Origin of the sequence: Variovorax sp. PBS-H4 (assembly GCF_901827205.1) — a bacterium.
In the GTDB taxonomy this organism is placed as follows: domain Bacteria; phylum Pseudomonadota; class Gammaproteobacteria; order Burkholderiales; family Burkholderiaceae_C; genus Variovorax.
Window position 1 is genome coordinate 5790200 of the sequence record NZ_LR594675.1, and the last position, 18709, is coordinate 5808908.

The 18709-nt window shown below is 68.6% G+C and carries 18 protein-coding genes; all 18 read right to left on the reverse strand.

The genetic code is table 11. The features are described 5' to 3' along the window. Window positions 1–3: 3 nt before the first annotated feature. Window positions 4–588, reverse strand: a complete 585-nt coding sequence (locus E5CHR_RS27635; RefSeq protein WP_162582983.1) for an anthranilate synthase component II — start codon at window positions 586–588, stop codon at window positions 4–6. Further along, window positions 585–974 (reverse strand): GxxExxY protein, encoded by a 390-nt coding sequence (locus E5CHR_RS27640; protein WP_162582984.1) that lies wholly within the window; start codon window positions 972–974, stop codon window positions 585–587. The genes E5CHR_RS27635 and E5CHR_RS27640 overlap by 4 nt, the downstream gene beginning before the upstream one ends. Beyond that, window positions 974–2476: an anthranilate synthase component I gene (gene trpE, locus E5CHR_RS27645; protein WP_162582985.1), complete on the reverse strand. Its 1503-nt coding sequence runs from the start codon at window positions 2474–2476 to the stop codon at window positions 974–976. The genes E5CHR_RS27640 and trpE overlap by 1 nt, the downstream gene beginning before the upstream one ends. A gap of 241 nt (window positions 2477–2717) precedes the next feature. Then, complete coding sequence (locus tag E5CHR_RS27650; protein ID WP_162582986.1) at window positions 2718–3224, reverse strand: MarR family winged helix-turn-helix transcriptional regulator; 507 nt, start codon at window positions 3222–3224, stop codon at window positions 2718–2720. Continuing rightward, window positions 3221–3997, reverse strand: coding sequence for an SDR family NAD(P)-dependent oxidoreductase (locus E5CHR_RS27655; RefSeq protein ID WP_162582987.1), 777 nt, complete (start codon window positions 3995–3997; stop codon window positions 3221–3223). Before E5CHR_RS27655 ends, E5CHR_RS27650 begins: the two co-directional genes overlap by 4 nt. A gap of 54 nt (window positions 3998–4051) precedes the next feature. Further along, on the reverse strand, window positions 4052–4819 hold the full coding sequence (locus E5CHR_RS27660) for an SDR family NAD(P)-dependent oxidoreductase (RefSeq protein WP_232062212.1): 768 nt from the start codon (window positions 4817–4819) through the stop codon (window positions 4052–4054). A gap of 4 nt (window positions 4820–4823) precedes the next feature. Further along, entirely contained in the window at window positions 4824–6425 is a 1602-nt protein-coding gene (locus tag E5CHR_RS27665) for an ATP-dependent acyl-CoA ligase (protein ID WP_162582988.1), read from the reverse strand. Continuing rightward, on the reverse strand, window positions 6415–7146 hold the full coding sequence (locus tag E5CHR_RS27670) for an ABC transporter ATP-binding protein (protein ID WP_162576729.1): 732 nt from the start codon (window positions 7144–7146) through the stop codon (window positions 6415–6417). The genes E5CHR_RS27665 and E5CHR_RS27670 overlap by 11 nt, the downstream gene beginning before the upstream one ends. Next, on the reverse strand, window positions 7143–8990 hold the full coding sequence (locus E5CHR_RS27675; RefSeq protein WP_162582989.1) for a branched-chain amino acid ABC transporter ATP-binding protein/permease: 1848 nt from the start codon (window positions 8988–8990) through the stop codon (window positions 7143–7145). The genes E5CHR_RS27670 and E5CHR_RS27675 overlap by 4 nt, the downstream gene beginning before the upstream one ends. Beyond that, complete coding sequence (locus tag E5CHR_RS27680) at window positions 8987–10042, reverse strand: branched-chain amino acid ABC transporter permease (protein ID WP_162582990.1); 1056 nt, start codon at window positions 10040–10042, stop codon at window positions 8987–8989. Before E5CHR_RS27680 ends, E5CHR_RS27675 begins: the two co-directional genes overlap by 4 nt. A gap of 40 nt (window positions 10043–10082) precedes the next feature. Further along, complete coding sequence (locus tag E5CHR_RS27685) at window positions 10083–11228, reverse strand: ABC transporter substrate-binding protein (protein WP_443083128.1); 1146 nt, start codon at window positions 11226–11228, stop codon at window positions 10083–10085. Window positions 11229–11275: 47 nt separating this feature from the next. Continuing rightward, window positions 11276–11740: an aromatic-ring-hydroxylating dioxygenase subunit beta gene (locus E5CHR_RS27690; protein WP_162582992.1), complete on the reverse strand. Its 465-nt coding sequence runs from the start codon at window positions 11738–11740 to the stop codon at window positions 11276–11278. Next, window positions 11737–13053, reverse strand: a complete 1317-nt coding sequence (locus E5CHR_RS27695; protein ID WP_162582993.1) for an aromatic ring-hydroxylating dioxygenase subunit alpha — start codon at window positions 13051–13053, stop codon at window positions 11737–11739. The genes E5CHR_RS27690 and E5CHR_RS27695 overlap by 4 nt, the downstream gene beginning before the upstream one ends. Before the next feature lie 28 nt (window positions 13054–13081). After that, window positions 13082–14224, reverse strand: coding sequence for an ABC transporter substrate-binding protein (locus E5CHR_RS27700; protein WP_162583931.1), 1143 nt, complete (start codon window positions 14222–14224; stop codon window positions 13082–13084). A 2-nt stretch (window positions 14225–14226) separates the two neighbouring features. Next, window positions 14227–15384, reverse strand: a complete 1158-nt coding sequence (locus tag E5CHR_RS27705; protein WP_162582994.1) for an ABC transporter substrate-binding protein — start codon at window positions 15382–15384, stop codon at window positions 14227–14229. Window positions 15385–15531: 147 nt separating this feature from the next. Further along, window positions 15532–16263 (reverse strand): SDR family oxidoreductase, encoded by a 732-nt coding sequence (locus E5CHR_RS27710; protein WP_162582995.1) that lies wholly within the window; start codon window positions 16261–16263, stop codon window positions 15532–15534. 124 nt (window positions 16264–16387) lie between these two features. Further along, window positions 16388–17200 (reverse strand): cyclase family protein, encoded by an 813-nt coding sequence (locus tag E5CHR_RS27715; RefSeq protein WP_162582996.1) that lies wholly within the window; start codon window positions 17198–17200, stop codon window positions 16388–16390. Window positions 17201–17392: 192 nt separating this feature from the next. Then, on the reverse strand, window positions 17393–18643 hold the full coding sequence (locus E5CHR_RS27720; RefSeq protein WP_162582997.1) for an SDR family NAD(P)-dependent oxidoreductase: 1251 nt from the start codon (window positions 18641–18643) through the stop codon (window positions 17393–17395). Window positions 18644–18709 lie beyond the last annotated feature (66 nt).

Here is an 18709-nt window from a genome sequence, read left to right on the forward strand (position 1 = left end):
GCTTCACTCCAGGAAGTTCCTGAGCATGGCATGGCCGTGCTCGGTGAGGATGGATTCGGGATGGAACTGCACGCCCTCGATGCGCACCGCCTGCGCAAAACCGGTGTGGCGCACGCCCATGATCTCGCCGTCCTCGGTCCAGGCCGTGCGCTTGAGCTCGCCCGGGCATGAGTCGCGCTCGATCGACAGCGAGTGGTAGCGGTTGACCACGAACTTCTCGGGCAACCCCGCGAACACGCCCTCGCGCGTTGTCGTGATCTCGCTGGTCTTGCCGTGCATGAGCTGCTGCGCACGCACGATGCGGGCGCCGAAGGCGGCGCCGATCGCCTGATGGCCCAGGCACACGCCAAGAATCGGCAGCGTTCCGGCAAACGCCTTGATCGCCGCCACCGAGATGCCGGCTTCGGCCGGCGAACACGGCCCGGGTGAGATCACCAGCCGCCCGACGCCAGCGGCAATGCGCTCCCCCACCTCTTCGACTGTGATCTCGTCGTTGCGGTGCACTTCCACCTCCGCACCCAGCTCGCCGAAATACTGGACGAGGTTGTAGGTGAAGCTGTCGTAGTTGTCGATCATCAGCAGTTTCATGGCTTCGCTCCGATCCGGTGCACGCCCTTGACCACCGGGAACACGTTGAAATTGACGAGCAAGCCCAACGGCAGCCCCGACAGCCGCACCGCGGCCTGCGCCTGGGCGCGATGCAGTTCCGTCAAAGCGTCGACCGCCCGCACCTCGACCACGACCGACTGCTCGACCACGAAGCCCACGCGGCAGACCTCGCCGAGCGAGCGGCCCTTGTAGCTCGCAGACACCGGCACGTCCCGCACGAAGCCGATCTCGCGCTCGGCGAGCTCGATCTCCAGCGCGGCGGCGTACACCTCGGCCGGCAGGCCGACGCCGAGCACCCGTTGCACCTCGATGGCGGCACCGATGATCTCGTGCGAGAAATCGGTGTTCTGGAAGTCGTCGGCCATCACTCGAGCCCTTCCTCGACCAGTTCGGCGGCGCGCAGGAGCGCGCGCGCCTTCGCCTCGGTTTCCTTCCACTCCAACTCGGGGATCGAATCAGCCACCACGCCCGCCGCCGCCTGCACGTGCAGCATCTGGTCCTTGACGATCCCGGTCCGGATGGCAATCGCGACATCCATGTCACCCGCATAGCTGATGTAGCCGCAGGCGCCGCCGTAGAGGCCGCGCTTGGTGGGCTCCAACTGATCGATCAGCTCCATCGCGTGCACCTTCGGCGCGCCTGTCAGGGTCCCTGCGGGGAAGGTGGCCTTCAAAACGTCGATGGCGGTCATCCCGTCTTTCAAGGTGCCCTCGACATTGCTCACGATGTGCATCACATGGCTGTAGCGCTCGATCGCGAACGCTTCCGTCACCTTCACGCTTCCGGTCTTGGCAATGCGACCGATGTCGTTGCGTGCCAGGTCGATCAGCATCACGTGCTCGGCACGCTCCTTGGGGTCGTTGATCAACTCCTGCTCGGCCGCCTTGTCCAGCTCGAGCGAGGCGCCGCGCGGACGGGTGCCGGCCAGCGGGCGGATGGTGATCTTCTGCTCGCCCGCGCCCGTCTGCTCCTGGCGCACCAGGATCTCCGGCGAGGCGCCCACCACGTGGAAGTCGCCCAGGTCGTAGTAGTACATGTAGGGCGAGGGGTTGAGCGACCGCAGCGCGCGGTACAGGGACAGCGGCGATTCGGTATAGCGCTTGCTGATGCGCTGGCCCACCTGCACCTGCATGAAGTCGCCGGCGGCGATCAGCTCCTTGGCGCGCTCCACCGCCGCAAGATAGTCGGCCTTGGCAAAGCTGCGCTCCGGCGGATGCGCCTGGGTGGGCCGCACCTGCGGCGCGCTGACCGAGTACTTCAGCTGCTCGCGCAGCTCGCGCAGTCGCCGCTTGGCATTGGCATAGGCTTCCGGCTGGGCCGGGTCGGCGTAGACGATCAGGTAGAGCTTGCCCGAGAGGTTGTCGATCACCGCCAGCTCTTCGCACTGCAGCAAGAGAATGTCAGGGCAGCCCAGCGTGTCGGGCGGGGAGCTCTGTTCAAGCTTCTTCTCGATATGGCGCACCGTGTCGTAGCCGAAGTAGCCGGCCAGTCCACCGCAGAAGCGCGGCAGGCCGGGCCGCAAGGCCACCTTGAAGCGCTTCTGGTAGGCCGCGACGAAGTCCAGCGGATTGCCGCGGGCCTCTTCGACCACCTTGCCGCCGGTGACGACCTGGGTTCGCGCTTCGGTGCCGAAGCCGCTGGCACGCAGCAGCGTGCGCGCCGGCAGGCCGATGAAGCTGTAGCGGCCGAAGCGCTCGCCGCCTACCACTGATTCCAGCAGAAAGCTGTGGCGGCCGCCCTCCTTGGCGTGGGCCAGCTTCAGGTAGAGGGACAGCGGGGTTTCGAGGTCGGCAAAGGCCTCGACCATCAGCGGAATGCGGTTGTAGCCCTGCGCGCTGAGGCTCTTGAATTCAAGTTCGGTGATCACGGGGTGGGGTCTCCGTCGGCCGGCGACGCCACGTGGTCGCCGGTGTCATTCACATGAGAGGTGGCCGCGTCGCGATGGACTTCGGCCGTGGGCGCACGGCGCGCGCCGTGCAATCAAACAGGCTGCAACGATGGCGTGCGCCAAGGCCAGGCTCCCCGGCCGCCTTGACCTGTCTGAATGACGTGATGAATGAACATGGAGGCGTGAGTTTATCCCAGGGACCTCGCCAAGACAAAAAGGCCTAGCGCACGAGGTGCACGCGCAGCGCCCCGAGCTGCGAATACAGCTGCTGCACCGCCTTCTCGTCCAGCCCCGCGAAGAGCTCCAGCAGCCATTCCTCGTGCGCCTTCGCCATCGCCTCGAAGCCGCGGCGGCCCTTGGGCGTCAGGCTCACGATCCAGGCCCGGCGGTCTTCCGGGCTCGACGAGCGCTGCACCACGCCCTCGCGCTCGAGCTCGTCGGTCAGCCCGGTGACATTGCCGCCGGTCACCATCAGGTAGCGGGACAGCACGCGCATCTTGAGCCCCTCGCGGTAGCGATAGAGCTGCGCCATGTAGTCGAAACGCGCGAGCGAAATGTCGAAGTTCTCGCGCAGGCGCTTGCGGATCTCGGCCTCGATCTGGGTGGTGCTGGCCAGCATGCGCAGCCACAGCTTCAGGACCGCATGGTCGCCGGTGCCGGCACGGGCCTCGTGGCCCAACTCCTGCGCGTCGCTCAGGAGTGCATGCGAAGCGTCGTTCTGCCTCATGTGACCTCGCCGCCGGAAACAGAAATCGATTGCCCGTTGACCGACGCAGCGCCCTCGCCGCAGAGCCAGCGCACCGCATCCGCCACCTCGGCCGGCTGCACGATGCGGCGCTGCGGATTGACCGCCGCGAACTCCGCGATCGCCTCGGCCTCGCTGCGCCCCGTCTTGCCGACCACGTTGCTGACGCTGTCGCGCAGGATGTCGGTGTCGGTATAGCCAGGGCACACGGCATTCACCGTCACCCCCTTGCGGGCCACCTCCAGCGCCAGCGAGCGCGTCAGCCCAATCACGCCGTGCTTGGCCGCCGTGTAGGCGCTGACGTAGGCATAGCCCTTCTGCCCCGCCGTGCTCGCGATGTTGACGATGCGGCCCCAGCCCCCCTCGAGCATCCCCGGCAGCGCCGCCTGCGCGCACAGGAAGCTGCCCGTCAGGTTGACGCTCAGCATCCGCTGCCACAGCGCGACGGACGTCTTCATGAAAGGCGCGCTCTCGGCCGCGCCGGCGTTGTTGACGAGGATGGCCACCGGCCCGCGCTCGGCGCGCGCCTGCGCGAAGGCCGCGGCCACCTCCTCGGCGTCGGCCACGTCGGCAGTCACGACGCCGTGGCCGCTGCCGGGCAGCGAGTCGGCCACGCGCAGCAGCGCCGCGCGGTCGCGCCCGAGCAGGGTCAGCGCCGCACCCTCGGCCGCCAGGGTGCGCGCGATCTCGGCGCCGATGCCGCGTGCGGCGCCGGTCACGAGCACGTGGCGGCCCGTCATTGAATGTGCTTGCATAGCTGAATTGTCCAGTCCTGAATCACTGCAGTGGTCGGCGGCGACGTGCACCTCTTAGCGCATGAGGCGTCCGCCGTTGAGGTCCAGCGTCGCGCCGGTGACGAAAGCGGCGGCTGGCGACGCCAGGTAGACCACCGCCGCGGCCACCTCGTCCGGCTCGCCAAAGCGCCCGAGCGGGATGCCGGCGGCCAGCGTTCGCTGCCGCGCCTCGTCCATCGCCTCGAGCATCGGGCTGCGCACCGCGGCAGGCGCTACCGCGTTCACCGTGACACCATGCGGCGCGAGCTCCTGGGCGAACGCACGGGTCAGCGCGATCACGCCCGCCTTCGAGGCTGCGTAGTGCACGCCCGTGGCCGCGCTGGCCTGCTGTCCGGCGATCGAGCCGAGATTGACGATCCGGCCCGCGCCGCGCTCGCGCATGTGGCGCCCTGCGATCCGGCAGCCGAAGAAGCTGCCGCGCAGGTTGATGGCCAGGACGTCGTCCCACTCCTCGGCGCCGATGTCCCACAGCGAAGTCGACGGTGTGCGGGCGGCGTTGTTGACCATCACGTCGACGCCGGCAAAGCGCTGCACCGCAGCGTCGAAGCACAGCCAGAAGTCGGCCTCGTCGCGCACGTCCAGCGGCATCGCGATGGCCTCGTGCCCGGCGTCGCGCAAGCAGGCGGCCATGCCCTCGACCCCATGCTCGTCGATGTCGGTCAGCATCACGCGCGCGCCGGCTGCGGCCAGCCCGCGCGCGATGGCCGCGCCAAGCCCCTGCCCCGCGCCGGTCACGAACGCCGAGCGCCCCTCCAGCGAGAACAGCGAGGACGGCGTCGACACGGCTTCAGTCCTTGGCTGGCGCCCGGCCGCCAGGCCCGCGGTCCCAGGTGACGGCCGTCACGCCGCGCTCGCGCAACTTGTACTTCTGCACCTTGCCGTTTTCGGTGCGCGGCAGGTCCGGCAGCAGGTCGAGGTAGCGCGGCAGCGCGAAGTACGGCAGCCGGGTCTCGCAGAAGGCGAGCAGTTCGGCCGGGTCGAGGCGCCGCCCTTCGCGCGCCACCAGGGCGGCCATCACTTCGTCTTCGGCCAGCTCGGAGCGCACGGGATAGACCGCGCAGGCGGCAACGCCCGGATGGCTCAGCAGCACCTGCTCGACCTCGAAGGAAGAGATGTTTTCCCCGCGCCTGCGGATCGCATCCTTGATGCGGTCGACGAAACGGAAGGCCCCGTCGGCCTCGCGCACCACGCGGTCGCCCGTGTGGAACCACAGGTTGCGCCAGGCCTCGACCGTCTTCTCCGGCATGTTGAAGTAGCCGCTCGCGAAGGCATGGGGCTCGTCGGCGCGCAGCAGCAGCTCGCCGGCCTCGCCGTCGGGCAGCGCGGCATCGTGCTCGTCCGCCACGCGGGCCTGGAAGCCCGGCCGCAGCCAACCCATCACGCCGCCGCGCGGTGATTCGGGCGCCGTGGCGATCGCGAAGTTGGTCTCGGTGGAGCCGTAGCCCTCCAGCAGCCGCACGCCCGTGCGTTCCAGGAAGGAACGGCTCGCGGACTCCGGCACGCCGGGGCCCAGCCCGACACGCACGCGATGGTCGCGCTCGCCGGGTCCTTCGGGCTGCGCGAGCAGGATCGGCACCATGGCGCCAAGCAGGTAGACGACCGTCGCGCCCGAGGCCCGCATCGACGGCCAGAAACCCGAGGCCGAGAAGCGCGGCTCGAAGACGACCTCGCACCCCGTGAGCGCCGCCTGCGCGAAGGTGTTGAGCGCGTTGATATGAAAGAGGGGAAGCGTGGTGCACAACACGTCCTCGGGCCCGACGCCGAGCACATCCGCACTGTTGACCCCCCACCAGTAGTACTGCGCGTGCGGGCACACCACGCCCTTGGCCGGGCCGGTGGTGCCGGAGGTGTAGAGGATGGCCAGCGGGTCGCCCGGCTGCATCGCGGCTGGCAGCAGTGCCTCGCCCGCTGCGGGATAGGCGAGCGTGCGCACGCCCGGCGCCGCAACGCCGTCGCTCGCATCCAGCACCCATATCTGGCGCAGCGAAGTGCGCGCCAGATCCGCGGCCAGCAGGCGCTCGACGAAGGCCGCTTCGATGACCAGCAGCTTCGCCTCGCTGTTGTGCAGGAAGTATTCGATCTGCGGGCCCATCGAGGCCGTGTTGATCGGCACCATGGCGGCCCCGAGCCAGCCGCAGCCGAGAAACACTTCGAGAAACTCGACGCGGTTGCCGCTCATCACCGCGACGCGGTCGCCGCGCTGCACGCCGGCCTGCGCCAGCGCCGCGGCACGCGCGCCAGCGGCGCGCGCCGCGTCTCCATGCGTCCACGACCGGCCCGCGATGCGCAGCAGCGGCCGCTCCCCGAATCGGGCCGCCTGGTGCGCCAGCATCCCCGGCAGCGTGCGCTGCGCAGGAGGCAGCGGACTGGCGCGGCCTTCAGTCGTCATCGTTCGTGCCCCCGCCCAGGTAGGTGGCCTGCACGCGCGGATCGCTGGCGAGCTCTTGCGAAGCCCCGGTCAGCGCGATCTCGCCCGTTTCCAGCACGTAGCCGTGGTCCGAGCTCTCCAGCGCCGCGCGCGCGTTCTGCTCGACCAGCAGGATCGACACGCCGTCCTCGCGCAGCTTGCGCACGATGGCCAGGATGTCGCGCACGATCAGCGGCGCCAGGCCGAGGCTGGGCTCGTCGAGCATCAAGAGGCGCGGCGCCGACATCAGCGCGCGGCCCACCGCCAGCATCTGGCGCTCGCCGCCCGAGAGCGTGTCGGCACGCTGCGCGCGGCGCTCGGCCAGGCGCGGGAAGCGGTCGTAGACGGACTGGAGCCGCTTCTTCAACGCATCGCTGCGCAGCTTGCTGCCGAAGGCGCCGAGCTGCAGGTTGTCGAGCACGCTGAGCTCGCCGAAGAGCTCACGCTTCTCGGGCACCAGGCACAGGCCACGCTCGACGCGCGCCTCCACGTCGAGCCCGTGCAGGTCCTCGCCCTCGAAGCGCAGCACGCCCTTGCAAGGCAGCAGGCCCATGGCGGCGGCCAGTAGCGTGGTCTTCCCGGCGCCATTGGGGCCGATCACCGAGATGATCTGGCCGTGTTCCAGGTTGAGCGAGACGCCGCGGACGGCATCGACCTGGCCATAAGAAACGTGCAGGTCGCCAATTTCGAGCATGGCGGTCATACGACGCTTCCCAGATAGGCGGCCTGCACCCGCTGGTCCGCCCGCACCGCGGACGGCACGCCTTCGACCAGCTTGGAACCGAAATTCATCACCACCAGCCTGTCCACCAGCTTCATCACGAAGTCCATGTCGTGTTCCACGATCAGGATCGTCACGCCCTCCTCGCGCAGCTTGCGCAGCAGGTCGCCCAGCGCCATTTTCTCCTTGCGTCGGAGTCCGGCCGCCGGCTCGTCCAGCACCAGCAGCACCGGGTCGGCCGCGAGGGCGCGGGCAATCTCCAGGATGCGCTGCGTGCCCAGCGGCAGGCTGCCCGCGAGCTCGTGGGCACGCTCGCCCAGGCCGATGCGGTCGAGCTGCCGCTGCGCTTCCTGCAGCACCTGGCGCTCCTCGGCGCGGTCCAGCCGCAGCCCCGCCTTGAGCACACCCGCGCCGGTGCGCGCATACGCACCCAGCGCGACGTTGTCCAGCAGCGTCATGTGCGGGCGCAGCTTGACGTGCTGGAAGGTGCGCGCCAACCCCAGCCGCGCGACCTTGCGCTGCGGCATGCCCGCGATATCGTGGCCGAGGAAGCGCACCTGCCCGGCTGTCATCGGCGCGGTGCAGGTCAGCAGGTTGAACATGGTCGACTTGCCCGCACCGTTGGGTCCGATCAGGCCCATGATCTCGCCGACGTTCACCTCGAAGCTCACGTCGTTCACTGCCACCAGCCCACCGAAGCGCTTGACCGCGCCCGTGACCGAGAGGATGGGCGAACCGCGCTCCGGCAGCGTGCGATGCGGCAACGGCTCGACCGCGGCCAAGGGTGCGCGCGGCGCATGGGCCCGCGCGCGCTGGTGGGTCCAGCGCCGCACGAAGCCCATCAGCCCGCCGCGCGCGAAGTGCAGCAGCAGGATGAAGAGCGTGGCGAACGCGACCGCCTCCAACTGCCCGGCACGCTGCGTCAGCAGCGGCAGCACATCCTGCAGCCCGTTCTTGAGGATCAGCACCAGCGCCGAGCCGACCAGCGCGCCGGCCAGGTGCCCAAGCCCGCCGGCCACCGCCATCAGCAGGTACTCGATGCTGGCGCGCACGTCGAAGGGCGAGGGGCTCACGAAGCGGTTCATGTGCGCGTAGAGCCAGCCCGCGAGGCCCGCGAACAGCGCGGCAGTGACGAACAGCGTGAGGCGCACGCGGTACGCGTCGGCCCCCACGCTGGCCAGCAGGATCGCGCCGCCGCGCAGGCTGCGGATCGCGCGGCCCGGCCGCGACTGCAGCAGGTTGTGGCTGAACAGCATGGCCAGGCCGACCAACGCCCAGATCAGGTAGTAGATGGCGCTCGGATCGGCCAGCGACCAGCCGCCGATGCTGAGTGCCGGGATGTTCGACAAGCCCGTGTGGCGCCCAAGCGCATCGACATTGCCGAACAGCATCGCGATCGACAGCCCCCAGGCGATGGTCGACAGCGGCAGGAAGTGCCCGCCCAGCCGAAGCGTGAGCATGCCGATGGCCAGCGCCGAGAGCCCGGTCAGGCCCAGCGCGAACACCAGTCCGAGCCAGGGCGACAGCCCCTGCGCGGTGCTGAGCCAGGCGGTGGCATAGGCCGCGATGCCGACGAAGGCGGCCTGTCCGAAAGAGGTTGCCCCACCGATGCCGGTCAGCAGCACCAGCCCCAGCGCCACCAGCGCGCCGATGCCGATATCGTTCAGCAGCGACACGGTGAAGTTGCCCGCCAGCAGCGGCAACAGCGCCAGCACCACGACGACGAGGCCGATCCACAGCCAGCGCCTGGGCAGGCGCTTCGCGGATGTGCCTGCCGGCGCGCTGCCGACGGAAACCGCAGCTTCGGTCGTTTGTGCCGTGCTCATTGGTCCACCTCCTCTTCTTCCTCTTCCGCGTGCACGCTCATGAAGGAGCGCAGCATCAGCACCGGAATCAGCAGGCTGAAGACGATCACGTCCTTGAGCGCGCCGCTCCAGAAGGAGGCGAAGCTCTCCACCACGCCCACCGCCAGTGCGCCGATCGCCGTCATGGGGTAGCTCACCAGCCCGCCGATGATGGCCGCCACGAAGGCCTTGAGCCCGATGATGAAGCCCGAGTCGTAATACATGGTGGTGACCGGCGCGATCAGCACGCCGATCAGGCCGGCGAGCAGCGAGGCGCAGCCGTAGGCCAGCAGCGCCGTGCGCGCCGGCCGGATGCCGACCAGCCGTGCGCCCACGCGATTGACCGCCGTGGCGCGCAGCGCCTTGCCGGCGATCGTGCGCTCGAACACCAGGAAGAACAGGCCGCTGAGCACGACCGCTGCCGCCACCATCAGGACCACCTGGCCGCTCACCGTGAAGCCGTCGCCGAGCGTGATCGCGCCGCCCGCCAGCGGCTGGGTGCGCGACCCTTCGGGCCCGAAGAACAGCAGGCCGAGGCCCGACAGCAGGAAATGCAGTGCCAGCGAGACGATCAGCAGCACCAGCACCGAAGCGTCCGCGATCGGCTGGAACACCACGCGCGACAGCAGCGGCGCGATCGGCACCACCAGCAGCACCGCCGAGGCGATGTGCAACGGCGCCGGCACGCCCGGCCGGCTCGCCAGCCAGGCCAGCAGGCAGGGGACGAGCGGCAGCACACCCCAGCCCAGCAGGGCCTTGGGAATTCGCGCAGTCTCGCCGCGCCGCACCAGGCTGCCGACCTCGGTCGCGAGTGCGAGCGCGGTCAGCACCAGGACCAGGCCGATGGTGGGCGGCACGCGGCCCGTTTCGAAGGCGGCCAGCGACAGCGCGGCAAAGGCCGCGACGTCGCCGAAGGGCACGAAGACCACGCGCGTGACCGAGAAGATCAGCACCAGCCCCAGCCCGGCCAGAAGATAAACGGCGCCGTTCGCCAGGCCATCGATGCCCAGGATCAGTGCCACGTCGGGTGTCATTGAAGAGTCCTCCGCTTCTTTCCGCTGCCGCCCGGGGGCGTCAGTTCGCGAGCTTCCACTGGCCGTTCTCGAGCTTGACGATCACGCGTGCGCGCTCGTCCACGCCGTAGAGGTCGCCCGGCTTGAAGTTGTAGACCCCGTGCGTACCCACCACCTCCTTGGTGCTGGCGATCGCGTCGCGCAGCGACTGCCTGAACTCCGGCGTGCCCGGCTCGCCCTTGGCGCGTGCCGCCGCATTGGTGAACACCAGCCAGCCGTCGAAGGAGTAGGCGGAGAACGCGTCGCTGGTGGGCGCGTTGTTGACCTTCTGGAAGGCGGCGCGGAAGTCCATCGCGATCTTCTTGGTCGGATAGTCGTCCGGGAGCTGCTCGGCGACGATCACCGGGCCGGTCGGCATCAGCGCGCCCTGCCCTGCGGCACCGACCACCCGCACGAAGTCGGGGTTGATCAGCCCGTGCTGGCCGTACATCGGCCCTTTGAAGCCGCGCTCGTTCAGCGCCAGGAAGGGCAAAGCACCCGGCGTGCCGGCGCCGCCGGTCATCACTGCGTCCGGTTTCATCGCCAGCAGCTTGAGCACCTGGCCGGTGACGGAGGCATCGGCCCGCGCATAGCGCTCGTTGCCCAGCACCTTGATGCCGGCCGCCGGCGCCGACTTCATCAGCGCGTTGTAGACCAGGTCACCCCAGGCATCGGAGAAGCCGATGTAGCCCACGGTCTTGACGCCGTCCTTCTTCATGCGCTGGACCACCGCGTCGATCATCAGCTGCGTAGGCTGCGCGACGGTGAAGACCCAGCCGTTCTCCGCCGGGTCGAGCTGGATCGGCGTGAGGCCGATCATCGGCACCTTCGCATCGCGGCCCACCTGCGCCATCGCGATCGCGGCCGGCACGCCGGAGGTGCCCATCAGCACGTCCACCTTCTCCTCGTCTACCAGCTTGCGCGCGTTGCGGCCGGCGGTGGTCGGGTCGGAGCCGTCATCCAGAACGATGAGCTGGATCTTGCGGCCGTTGACCTCGCCCTTGTAGGCCAGCGCGGCCTGCATGCCCTTGGCGTAGGGAACGCCCAGCGAGGAGTTCGGGCCGGAGAGCGAGACGCTCAGCCCCACCTTGAGGTCGGCCGCGAAGGCGGTGATCGCGAATCCGGCGGCCAGGGCCGTACCCAGCGCGCTGCGCGCCAGGGTCTTCATCAAGCTCTTCGTCATGTCGGGGCTCCTCGAGGGTGAAAGTGGAATGGTCAGATGAACAACTGGACGGCGGGCAGCGCACGGCCGGCGTTCAGCAGGTCGATGCGCTTGCGGCGGATCAGGAAAGCTTCGCCATGCCGCACCAGCAGATGGCGGCAGGTGCCGGCCAGCAGCGTCTGCTCATCACCGCGCGCTTCCACGTAGATGAAGGGCGTCGCGAGTGCAAGGCCGGCCTCGTCGTCCTGCTCCACGACCGAGCGCTGCAGCACATGCTGGCAGTGGCTTCGGGGATGCTGCGAGTGGGCGCGCGGATTCTTCAGGCGCTCGATGCGCAGCTGCAGCAGCAAGCGGTCTTCGTATGCGATGGAGTTGTGCGAGAGCGGATCGGCCTGCGCGGCACCTTGCAACGGTACCCAGTAGTGGCCATCGTCGGCGAAGAGCGCCAGCCAGTCGTCGAAGCGGCCGGCATCGAGCAGGGCCGCCTCGTGCGCGACGAAGTCCTGCGCCTCTCTCATGCCGTGGGCTCCGCCATGTATTTGGCCCAGGCGCGGAACTGGTTGCGCATGAGCAACTCGTTGGTGCCGTTGGTCGTGATCGTGTCCTGGGCAAGCTCGGCCGGATCGAAGTTGCGATGCAGGCTGACCCATTCGTTGCCGCCGGCCGCCAGGCCGCGCTGCATGCTCTCGAACAAGTGCACGTCGTCGTGCGCCACCACCGACATCGGCGAGAAGACGAGGCGGTTGTACGTCATCGAACGTTCGAAAAGCAGGTCCGGCGCGCCGGCCGCGCGGAAGCTCCACGCCTCGATCAGCGTGCGGTTCGCGCCCAGCGGCCGGATCACCCGGATGGCCTGCGGCGAACCCTTGACCGAAAGGCTGGGGAAGAGCACCGAGTTCTGCGGCGAGCGCTGCAGGATGTCCATCGCCCGCTCCGCGCCATGCGCCTCGCGCATCGCTGACTCGTACTCGGGCATTTGCGCGTAATTCGAGTGAATGCTGAAGTTGATGCCCAGCACGCTGTGGCCATTGGCGAACACGCGCCCGCCCATCTTGTCGAAGAAGTCGTAGCCTGAGCCGAAGGGCAGGATCTGCTCCATCGCCATCGGCTTGGGCTCGTCCGGCGCGCGGCCCTGCCATAGCGTGTCGGCCGCCTGCGTGGCCGACTCGTGCGTCGACATCGGGTGCACCGTGTCGTTGATGTTCTCGAGGTACATCTTCCAGTTGCAATGAATGATGTTGCGCAGCACGCCGCCGCCCACCGTGAGCCGGCCCTCGGGCGAGCGATCGACCATGTTGTCGATCGCGCCCAGCACCTCGCCGAAGTACGCCTCGAAGCCGGGGCCTTCATCGGCGAGCCGCACGAACACGAAGTCGCGATAGACCGCCGTGTTCTTCAGCTCGACCAGGCCGCGGCCCGATTCGCACTCCTTCAGCCGCGTGCCTTCGTAGCCGGACTTGAGCGGAATCGCGAGCGGCGCGCCATCGAGCTTGTAGGTCCAGGCGTGGTACGGGCAGCGAAAGAACTTGCCTGCATTGCCGCTCTCGTCCGTCACAAGCCGGCTGCCCTTGTGCGCGCAGCGGTTGTAGAACACGCGCACCGCGCCGTCGGCCTGCCGCACCATCATCACCGGGCGGCCGGCCAGCTCCAGCGCCCAGTAGTCGCCGGCGTTCGGCACCTGGCTCGCGTGGCCCACGTAGAGCCAGGTGTTGGCGAAGAAGCGCTCCTGCTCCAGCGCGAACAGTTCCTCACTCAGGTAGAGATCACGGTGCACGCGGTCCTCCTGGACCAGCGCACGGATGGCTTCTGGACGGTCGCGGTAGGTGTTCATCGCCGGACGGCCTGCTCTTGTGCCGCGACTAGGGCACCAGCTTCCACTGGCCCTTTTCCATCCGCACCACCACCACCGCGCGCTGGTCGGAGCCGTAGCGGTTGTCCGGCTTGAAGTTGTAGACGCCGTGCGTGCCCACCAGCTCCTTGGTGCTCACGATGGCGTCGCGCAGCGCCGTGCGGTACTGCGGCGTGCCCGGTTCGCCCTTGGTGCGGGAGGCGGCATCGGCGAGCAACAGGTATGCGTCGTAGGTGTAGGAAGAGAAGGCGTCGGTCGGCACCGCGCCGTGCACCTTCTGGTAGGCGTTCCGGAAGTTCATCGACACCTTCTTGATCGGGTTGTCGGCTGGCAGCTGGTCGGCCACCAGCACCGGGCCGCTCGGCACCTGCAGGCCCTCGATCGAGGCGCCGCCCACGCGAACGAAGTCGGCATTGATCAGCCCGTGCGTGCCGTAGATCCGGCCCTTGTAGCCGCGCTCGGACAGGCCCAGGTAGGGAAGCGCGCCTGGCGTGCCGGAGTTGCCGGCGAAGACTGCGTCGGGCCGGCTCGCGATGATCTTCAAGACCTGGCCGGCCACCGAGGAATCGGAGCGCGCATAGCGCTCGTTGGCCACCACCTTGATGCCGGCGGCCTCCGCACTCTTCACCAGCGAGTCGTAGGCCAGGTCGCCCAGGGCATCGGAGAAACCGATGTAGGCCACCGTCTTCACGCCCGACTGCTTCATCTTCTCGACCACGCCCGCGACCATCAGCGGGAAGGGCTGCGAAACCGTCACGGTCCAAGCGCCCTCGGGGCCCGGGATGGTGACCGGCGTCGGCGAGATCAGCGGCGTATTGAGCTCGCGCGCCACCGCGGCGATGGCCATCGCGTTGGGAACGCCCGAGCTGCCGATCAGCACGTCGACCTTGTCCTCGGTCACGAGCTTTCGTGCATTGCGTCCCGCGGTAGTCGGGTCGGAGGCATCGTCGAGCACGATCAGCTCGACCTTGTGGCCGGCGAGCTGCGGGTGCTCGGCGATGGCGGCGCGAATGCCCTTTTCGTATGGAATGCCCAGTGCCGAAACAGGCCCGGACAGCGAGCTGATGAAACCGATCTTGAGATCGGCGGCCGTGGCCTGCGCAGCCGCCAGGGCGATGGCCGTGAGGCCGATGAAACGTGCGATGTTCTTCATGTTCAGGGGACCAGTTTCCATTGACCTTTTTCGAGCTTGACGACGACGCGCGAACGCTCGTCGGAGCCATAGCGGTCGTTCGGCTTGAAGTTGTAGACGCTGTGCGTGCCCACCAGCTCCTTGGTGTTCACGATCGCATCGCGCAGCGCCAAGCGGAACGCAGGCGTGCCGGGCTCGCCCTTCGCGCGTTGCGCGGCGTCGAGGAACAGCAGCCAGGCGTCGAACGTGTACGCAGAGAAGGCATCGGTCGGCACCGCGCCGTTGGCCTTCTGGTAGGCCGCGCGGAAGTCCATCGAGACCTTGCGGATCGGATTGGAGTCGGGCAGCTGCTCGGCCACGATCACCGGCCCGGTGGGCGCCAGCAGGCCTTCGACCGCACTGCCGCCCACGCGCACGAAGTCGGGGTTGATGAGCGCATGCATGCCATAGATCTGGCCCTTGTAGCCGCGCTCCGCAAGCGCGAGATAAGGCAGCGCGCCGGGCGTGCCCGAGGTGCCGGTGATCACCGCATCGGGACGCAGCGCCACGATCTTCAGCACCTGGCCCGTGACCGACGCATCGGCGCGGGCAAAGCGCTCGTTGCTCACGACCTTGATGCCGGCGGCCGGCGCGCTCTTGGTGAGCGCGTCGTAGACCAGGTCGCCCCAGGCGTCGGAAAAGCCGATGTAGCCCACGGTCTTCACGCCGGACTTCTTCATCTGGTCGACCACCGCATCGAGCATCAGCGGCGCGGGCTGCGGCAGCGTGACCATCCATGCACCTTCCTCGCCCGGGAGGTTGGCATTGGCGATGGCGATCAGCGGCGTCTTCGTCTCGCGCGCCACCGCGGCAATGGCCAGCGCGCCGGGAGAACCGGCCGTTCCGATGATGACGTCGACCTTGTCCTCGTCGATCATCTTGCGTGCATTGCGCGCGGCGGTCGACGGATCGGACGCGTCGTCGAGCTGGACCAACTGGATCTTCCGGCCATTGAGCTCCGGCTTGTAGGCCAGCGCAGCCTTCATGCCTTTGTCATAGGGAATGCCCAGCGAAGACACGGGCCCCGACAGCGAGGTAATGAAGCCGACCTTGTAGTCGGCGGCCCAGGCACTGGCTGCGCTCAGCGCGCCGATGCCGAGGACGATGCCTGCCAGGGCGCGGATGGGGCTTGGAACTCTCATGACGATCCTCCGGAGGTGAAGTGGGGCCTGAAGATGATTTGTGAAATGTTTAGACCTAAACAATACTAGCGAGACGACAGCCCAATGACAAGCGAGACAAACGAGGATTCGGGTAAACGAGCGCGCAACGCACCATTAGGGCCTGCCCTAAAGGGCCAGGCTGCCCACGCTGGTGCCGCCGCACACATAGAGCACCTGGCCGGTGACGAAGCCGTTGGCCGGGTCCACGAAGAAACGCACGGCCCGTGCCACGTCGGCGGCCTCGCCGAGGCGCTGTACCGGCACCGACGCAGCGAGCTTGCGCTCCTTCTCGCTGCCGGCTTCAACCACGTCGTAGAACATGTCGGTGCGGATCGGGCCCGGCGCCACCACGTTCACGGTCACTCCCTCGGCCGCGAGCTCGAGCGCCCACGTGCGCGCCATGCCCAGCATGCCGGCCTTGGTGGCCGAGTAGCTCGTGCGCGTGGCCAGGCCCACGGCGGCGCGCGAGGACATGAGCACGATGCGGCCGAAGCGCTCCGCGCGCATCGCAGGCAACGCGGCCTGCACGAGCTGGATTGCGCAGCCCAGATGCAGTTCGGCCAACGCATCGAGGTCCTCGAGGCGGACCTCGGCCAGCAACGCCGGCCGGATCACGCCCGCGTTGTGCACCACCGTTCGAACCTCGAAGCGCTGCGCCATCTCCTGCGCGGCCTGCGCGGTGGCGGCGCGGTCCATCAGGTCGACCTCGAAGTTGAAGAGCTTGGGATGGTTGATCTCGCATCGGCGCCGCGCCAGCGACACCACCTCGTAGCCTTGCGCGAGCAGGTCGGCGCAGATCGCCTTGCCGATGCCGGCGCTGCCGCCGGTGACGGCGGCGACAGGATGCGTGAGGTTCATCGTGCTCTCCTTGTATTGCCCCCTCTCCCACCCTGCGGGAGAGGGTTGGGGTGAGGGTGAGCGCCGCGCAAGGCACCCTCATCCCCCGCCTTCTCCCGCAAGCGGGAGGAGGAGCCAAGACCGCTCATGCGGCAGCCCCCACCAGCGCCAGCACGCGCAGCGGGCTGCCGCTGCCTTTTTCGATCTTGAGCGGCGGGCAGATCAGCACCGTGCCGGTCGGCGGCAGCAGGTCGAGGTTGCTCAGGCACTGCAGGCCATAGCGGCCCGCCCCGTGCATGAAGTAGTGGCAGGGGTACGGTGGCCGCAGGTGGTAGCCCTGCCCCGCATCGGTACCGATGGCTTCGGAGCCGAAGCCCAGCACATCGCGCTGCTCGACGAGGAAGCGCACCGCCTCCGTGCTCGGGCCCGGCGTGTGCTGACCGGTCTCGTCGAAGTTCTGGTAGGCCTCGGGATCGTGCCGCTTCGACCAGTCGGTACGCATCAGCACCCACGCGCCCTTCGGGATGCGGCCATGCTTCGCCTCGAAGCGCTCGATGTCTTCCACCGTCAACAGGTAGTCGGGATCGGCCTTCACCTGCTCCGAGCAATCGATCACGCACGCCGGCGCCACGAAGTGCTGCACGGGGATGGTGTCGACCGAGTTGTTCGGCAGATCGCGGCCGGATATCCAGTGGATCGGCGCATCGAAGTGCGTGCCGGTGTGCTCGCCGCACGAAAAGTTGTTCCAGTACCAGCCCGGCCCGCGCTCGTCGTACTTCGACACTTCCTCGATGCGGAAGGGCCAGCACTGGCCCATCTCGGGCGGCAGTGCGATCTGCGGAAACTCCGGCGTGAGCGTCTGCGTAAGGTCGACCACGCGGATGCGGCCCGTGGCCAGCGCGCCGACCAGACCGCCGAGGATCTCGGCGGTGGACATCAGTTCATCTGTCTTCGTCATGTTGTTGCTCCGATCTCTTTTCCAGGAACACCGCGGAACCGGCTTTGCCGGGCCGCTGGTGTCGCCCCCGGCAGGGGGCTGAGGGCCGCGGCTCCAAGCCTGCCTGCGCGGGCTTGGACGGCCTGAAGGGCAAGGCCTCTGGCCGCAGCACGCAGGGCGGCTACACGAAGTGAGCCAACCTGGGGGCGAGCTTCATCCTCCGGCTGCGAGCTCGCGCTCCAGCACCTTGGGGTTGTCGCGCCAGCGCTCCAGCCATTCCTGCGCGACGTCGCCCGGGTACACGTCCTCGAGCCCTTCGCGCAGCGCCTTGACGATCGCATTGGCGAGTGCGCCGGGCGTCACTTTCGGCGGCGGCATGTGCTGGTTCCACTCGTCGTCGATCGGCCCCGGGAACACATTGACTACGCGGATGCCGGCCGGCCGCATCTCGGCGCGCAGGCATTGCGCCAGCGAATACGCCGCCGCTTTCGAGGCGCTGAAGGTCCCGTGCGGCGGGAAGTTCGCGAGCGCGTAGATCGACAGCAGGTTGACCCACGCCGTGGCGCTGGTCACGCCATCGGCCGAGCGGCCCTTGAGCGCGGGGCCGAACTCCTGCGCCAGCCGGAGGAAGCCGAAATAGTTGATGTCCATCTCGGCCTTGGCCACGTCGGTGCCGCGGCGCGCGCCGATGCCGAAGGTCCGGTGCACTTCGGCGTTGTTGATCACGATGTCGACCTTGCCGCCGATCTCGCCGGCCAGCTCGCTGACCGAGCGGCCATTGGTCAGGTCCAGCGGCACCAGCGTCACCTGCGGCAGCGCCGTGATGTCTTCCATGCCACCGAGCTTCTTCCAGGGCTCGGCATGGCCGACCCAGACGATGTCGGCGCCGGCCTTCACCAGGGCGCGCACCAGGGCCTGGCCCACGGGGGTCTTGCCGTCGGTCACCAGGGCCTTGCGGAATTTCGGGTCGCTGGTCATCTCGCGCAGCATCTTGTCGTCGGCCATATGGGCACTCCCTTCGTTCGGAAATCCAATGAGGACAGCCTGTCCCGCGCGGTCCAGGCGCGCGCCCACGCGCACGCGGGCCGGTGCATCGCCGACCTCGCCATGCAGGTGGACCATCAGCGTCGGGCCGGTGTCGAGATGCACCAGGCCCAGGCGCCAGGGCAGGCGCTCGCGGAAGAACAGGTCGTTGCTGTGGTGCAGCGTGGTGCTGCTGATGAGCTCGCCCTCGCCGGTCTGCTCGCGCCAGTTCAGCCGCGGGGAGAGGCACTTGTGGCAGGCCTCGCGCGGCGGGTACTGCACCGTGCCGCAGTCCTTGCAGGTCTGCAGCTCGAAGCGGCCTTCGGCGGCGGCGGCCGTCATGCCCAGCGCGACACGGCCGCGAGAGCCGGGCGGCAGGTTCATCTGCCGCGTGCGCAGGATCGGGTTCTTGCGCTTGGGGCGCATCAGGGGCATGGTCATCGCGCCTCCGCCGGGCCGCCCCAAGGCAGGCGCGCGGCCCCCTCGGGGGGCAGTGCAACCGCGCAG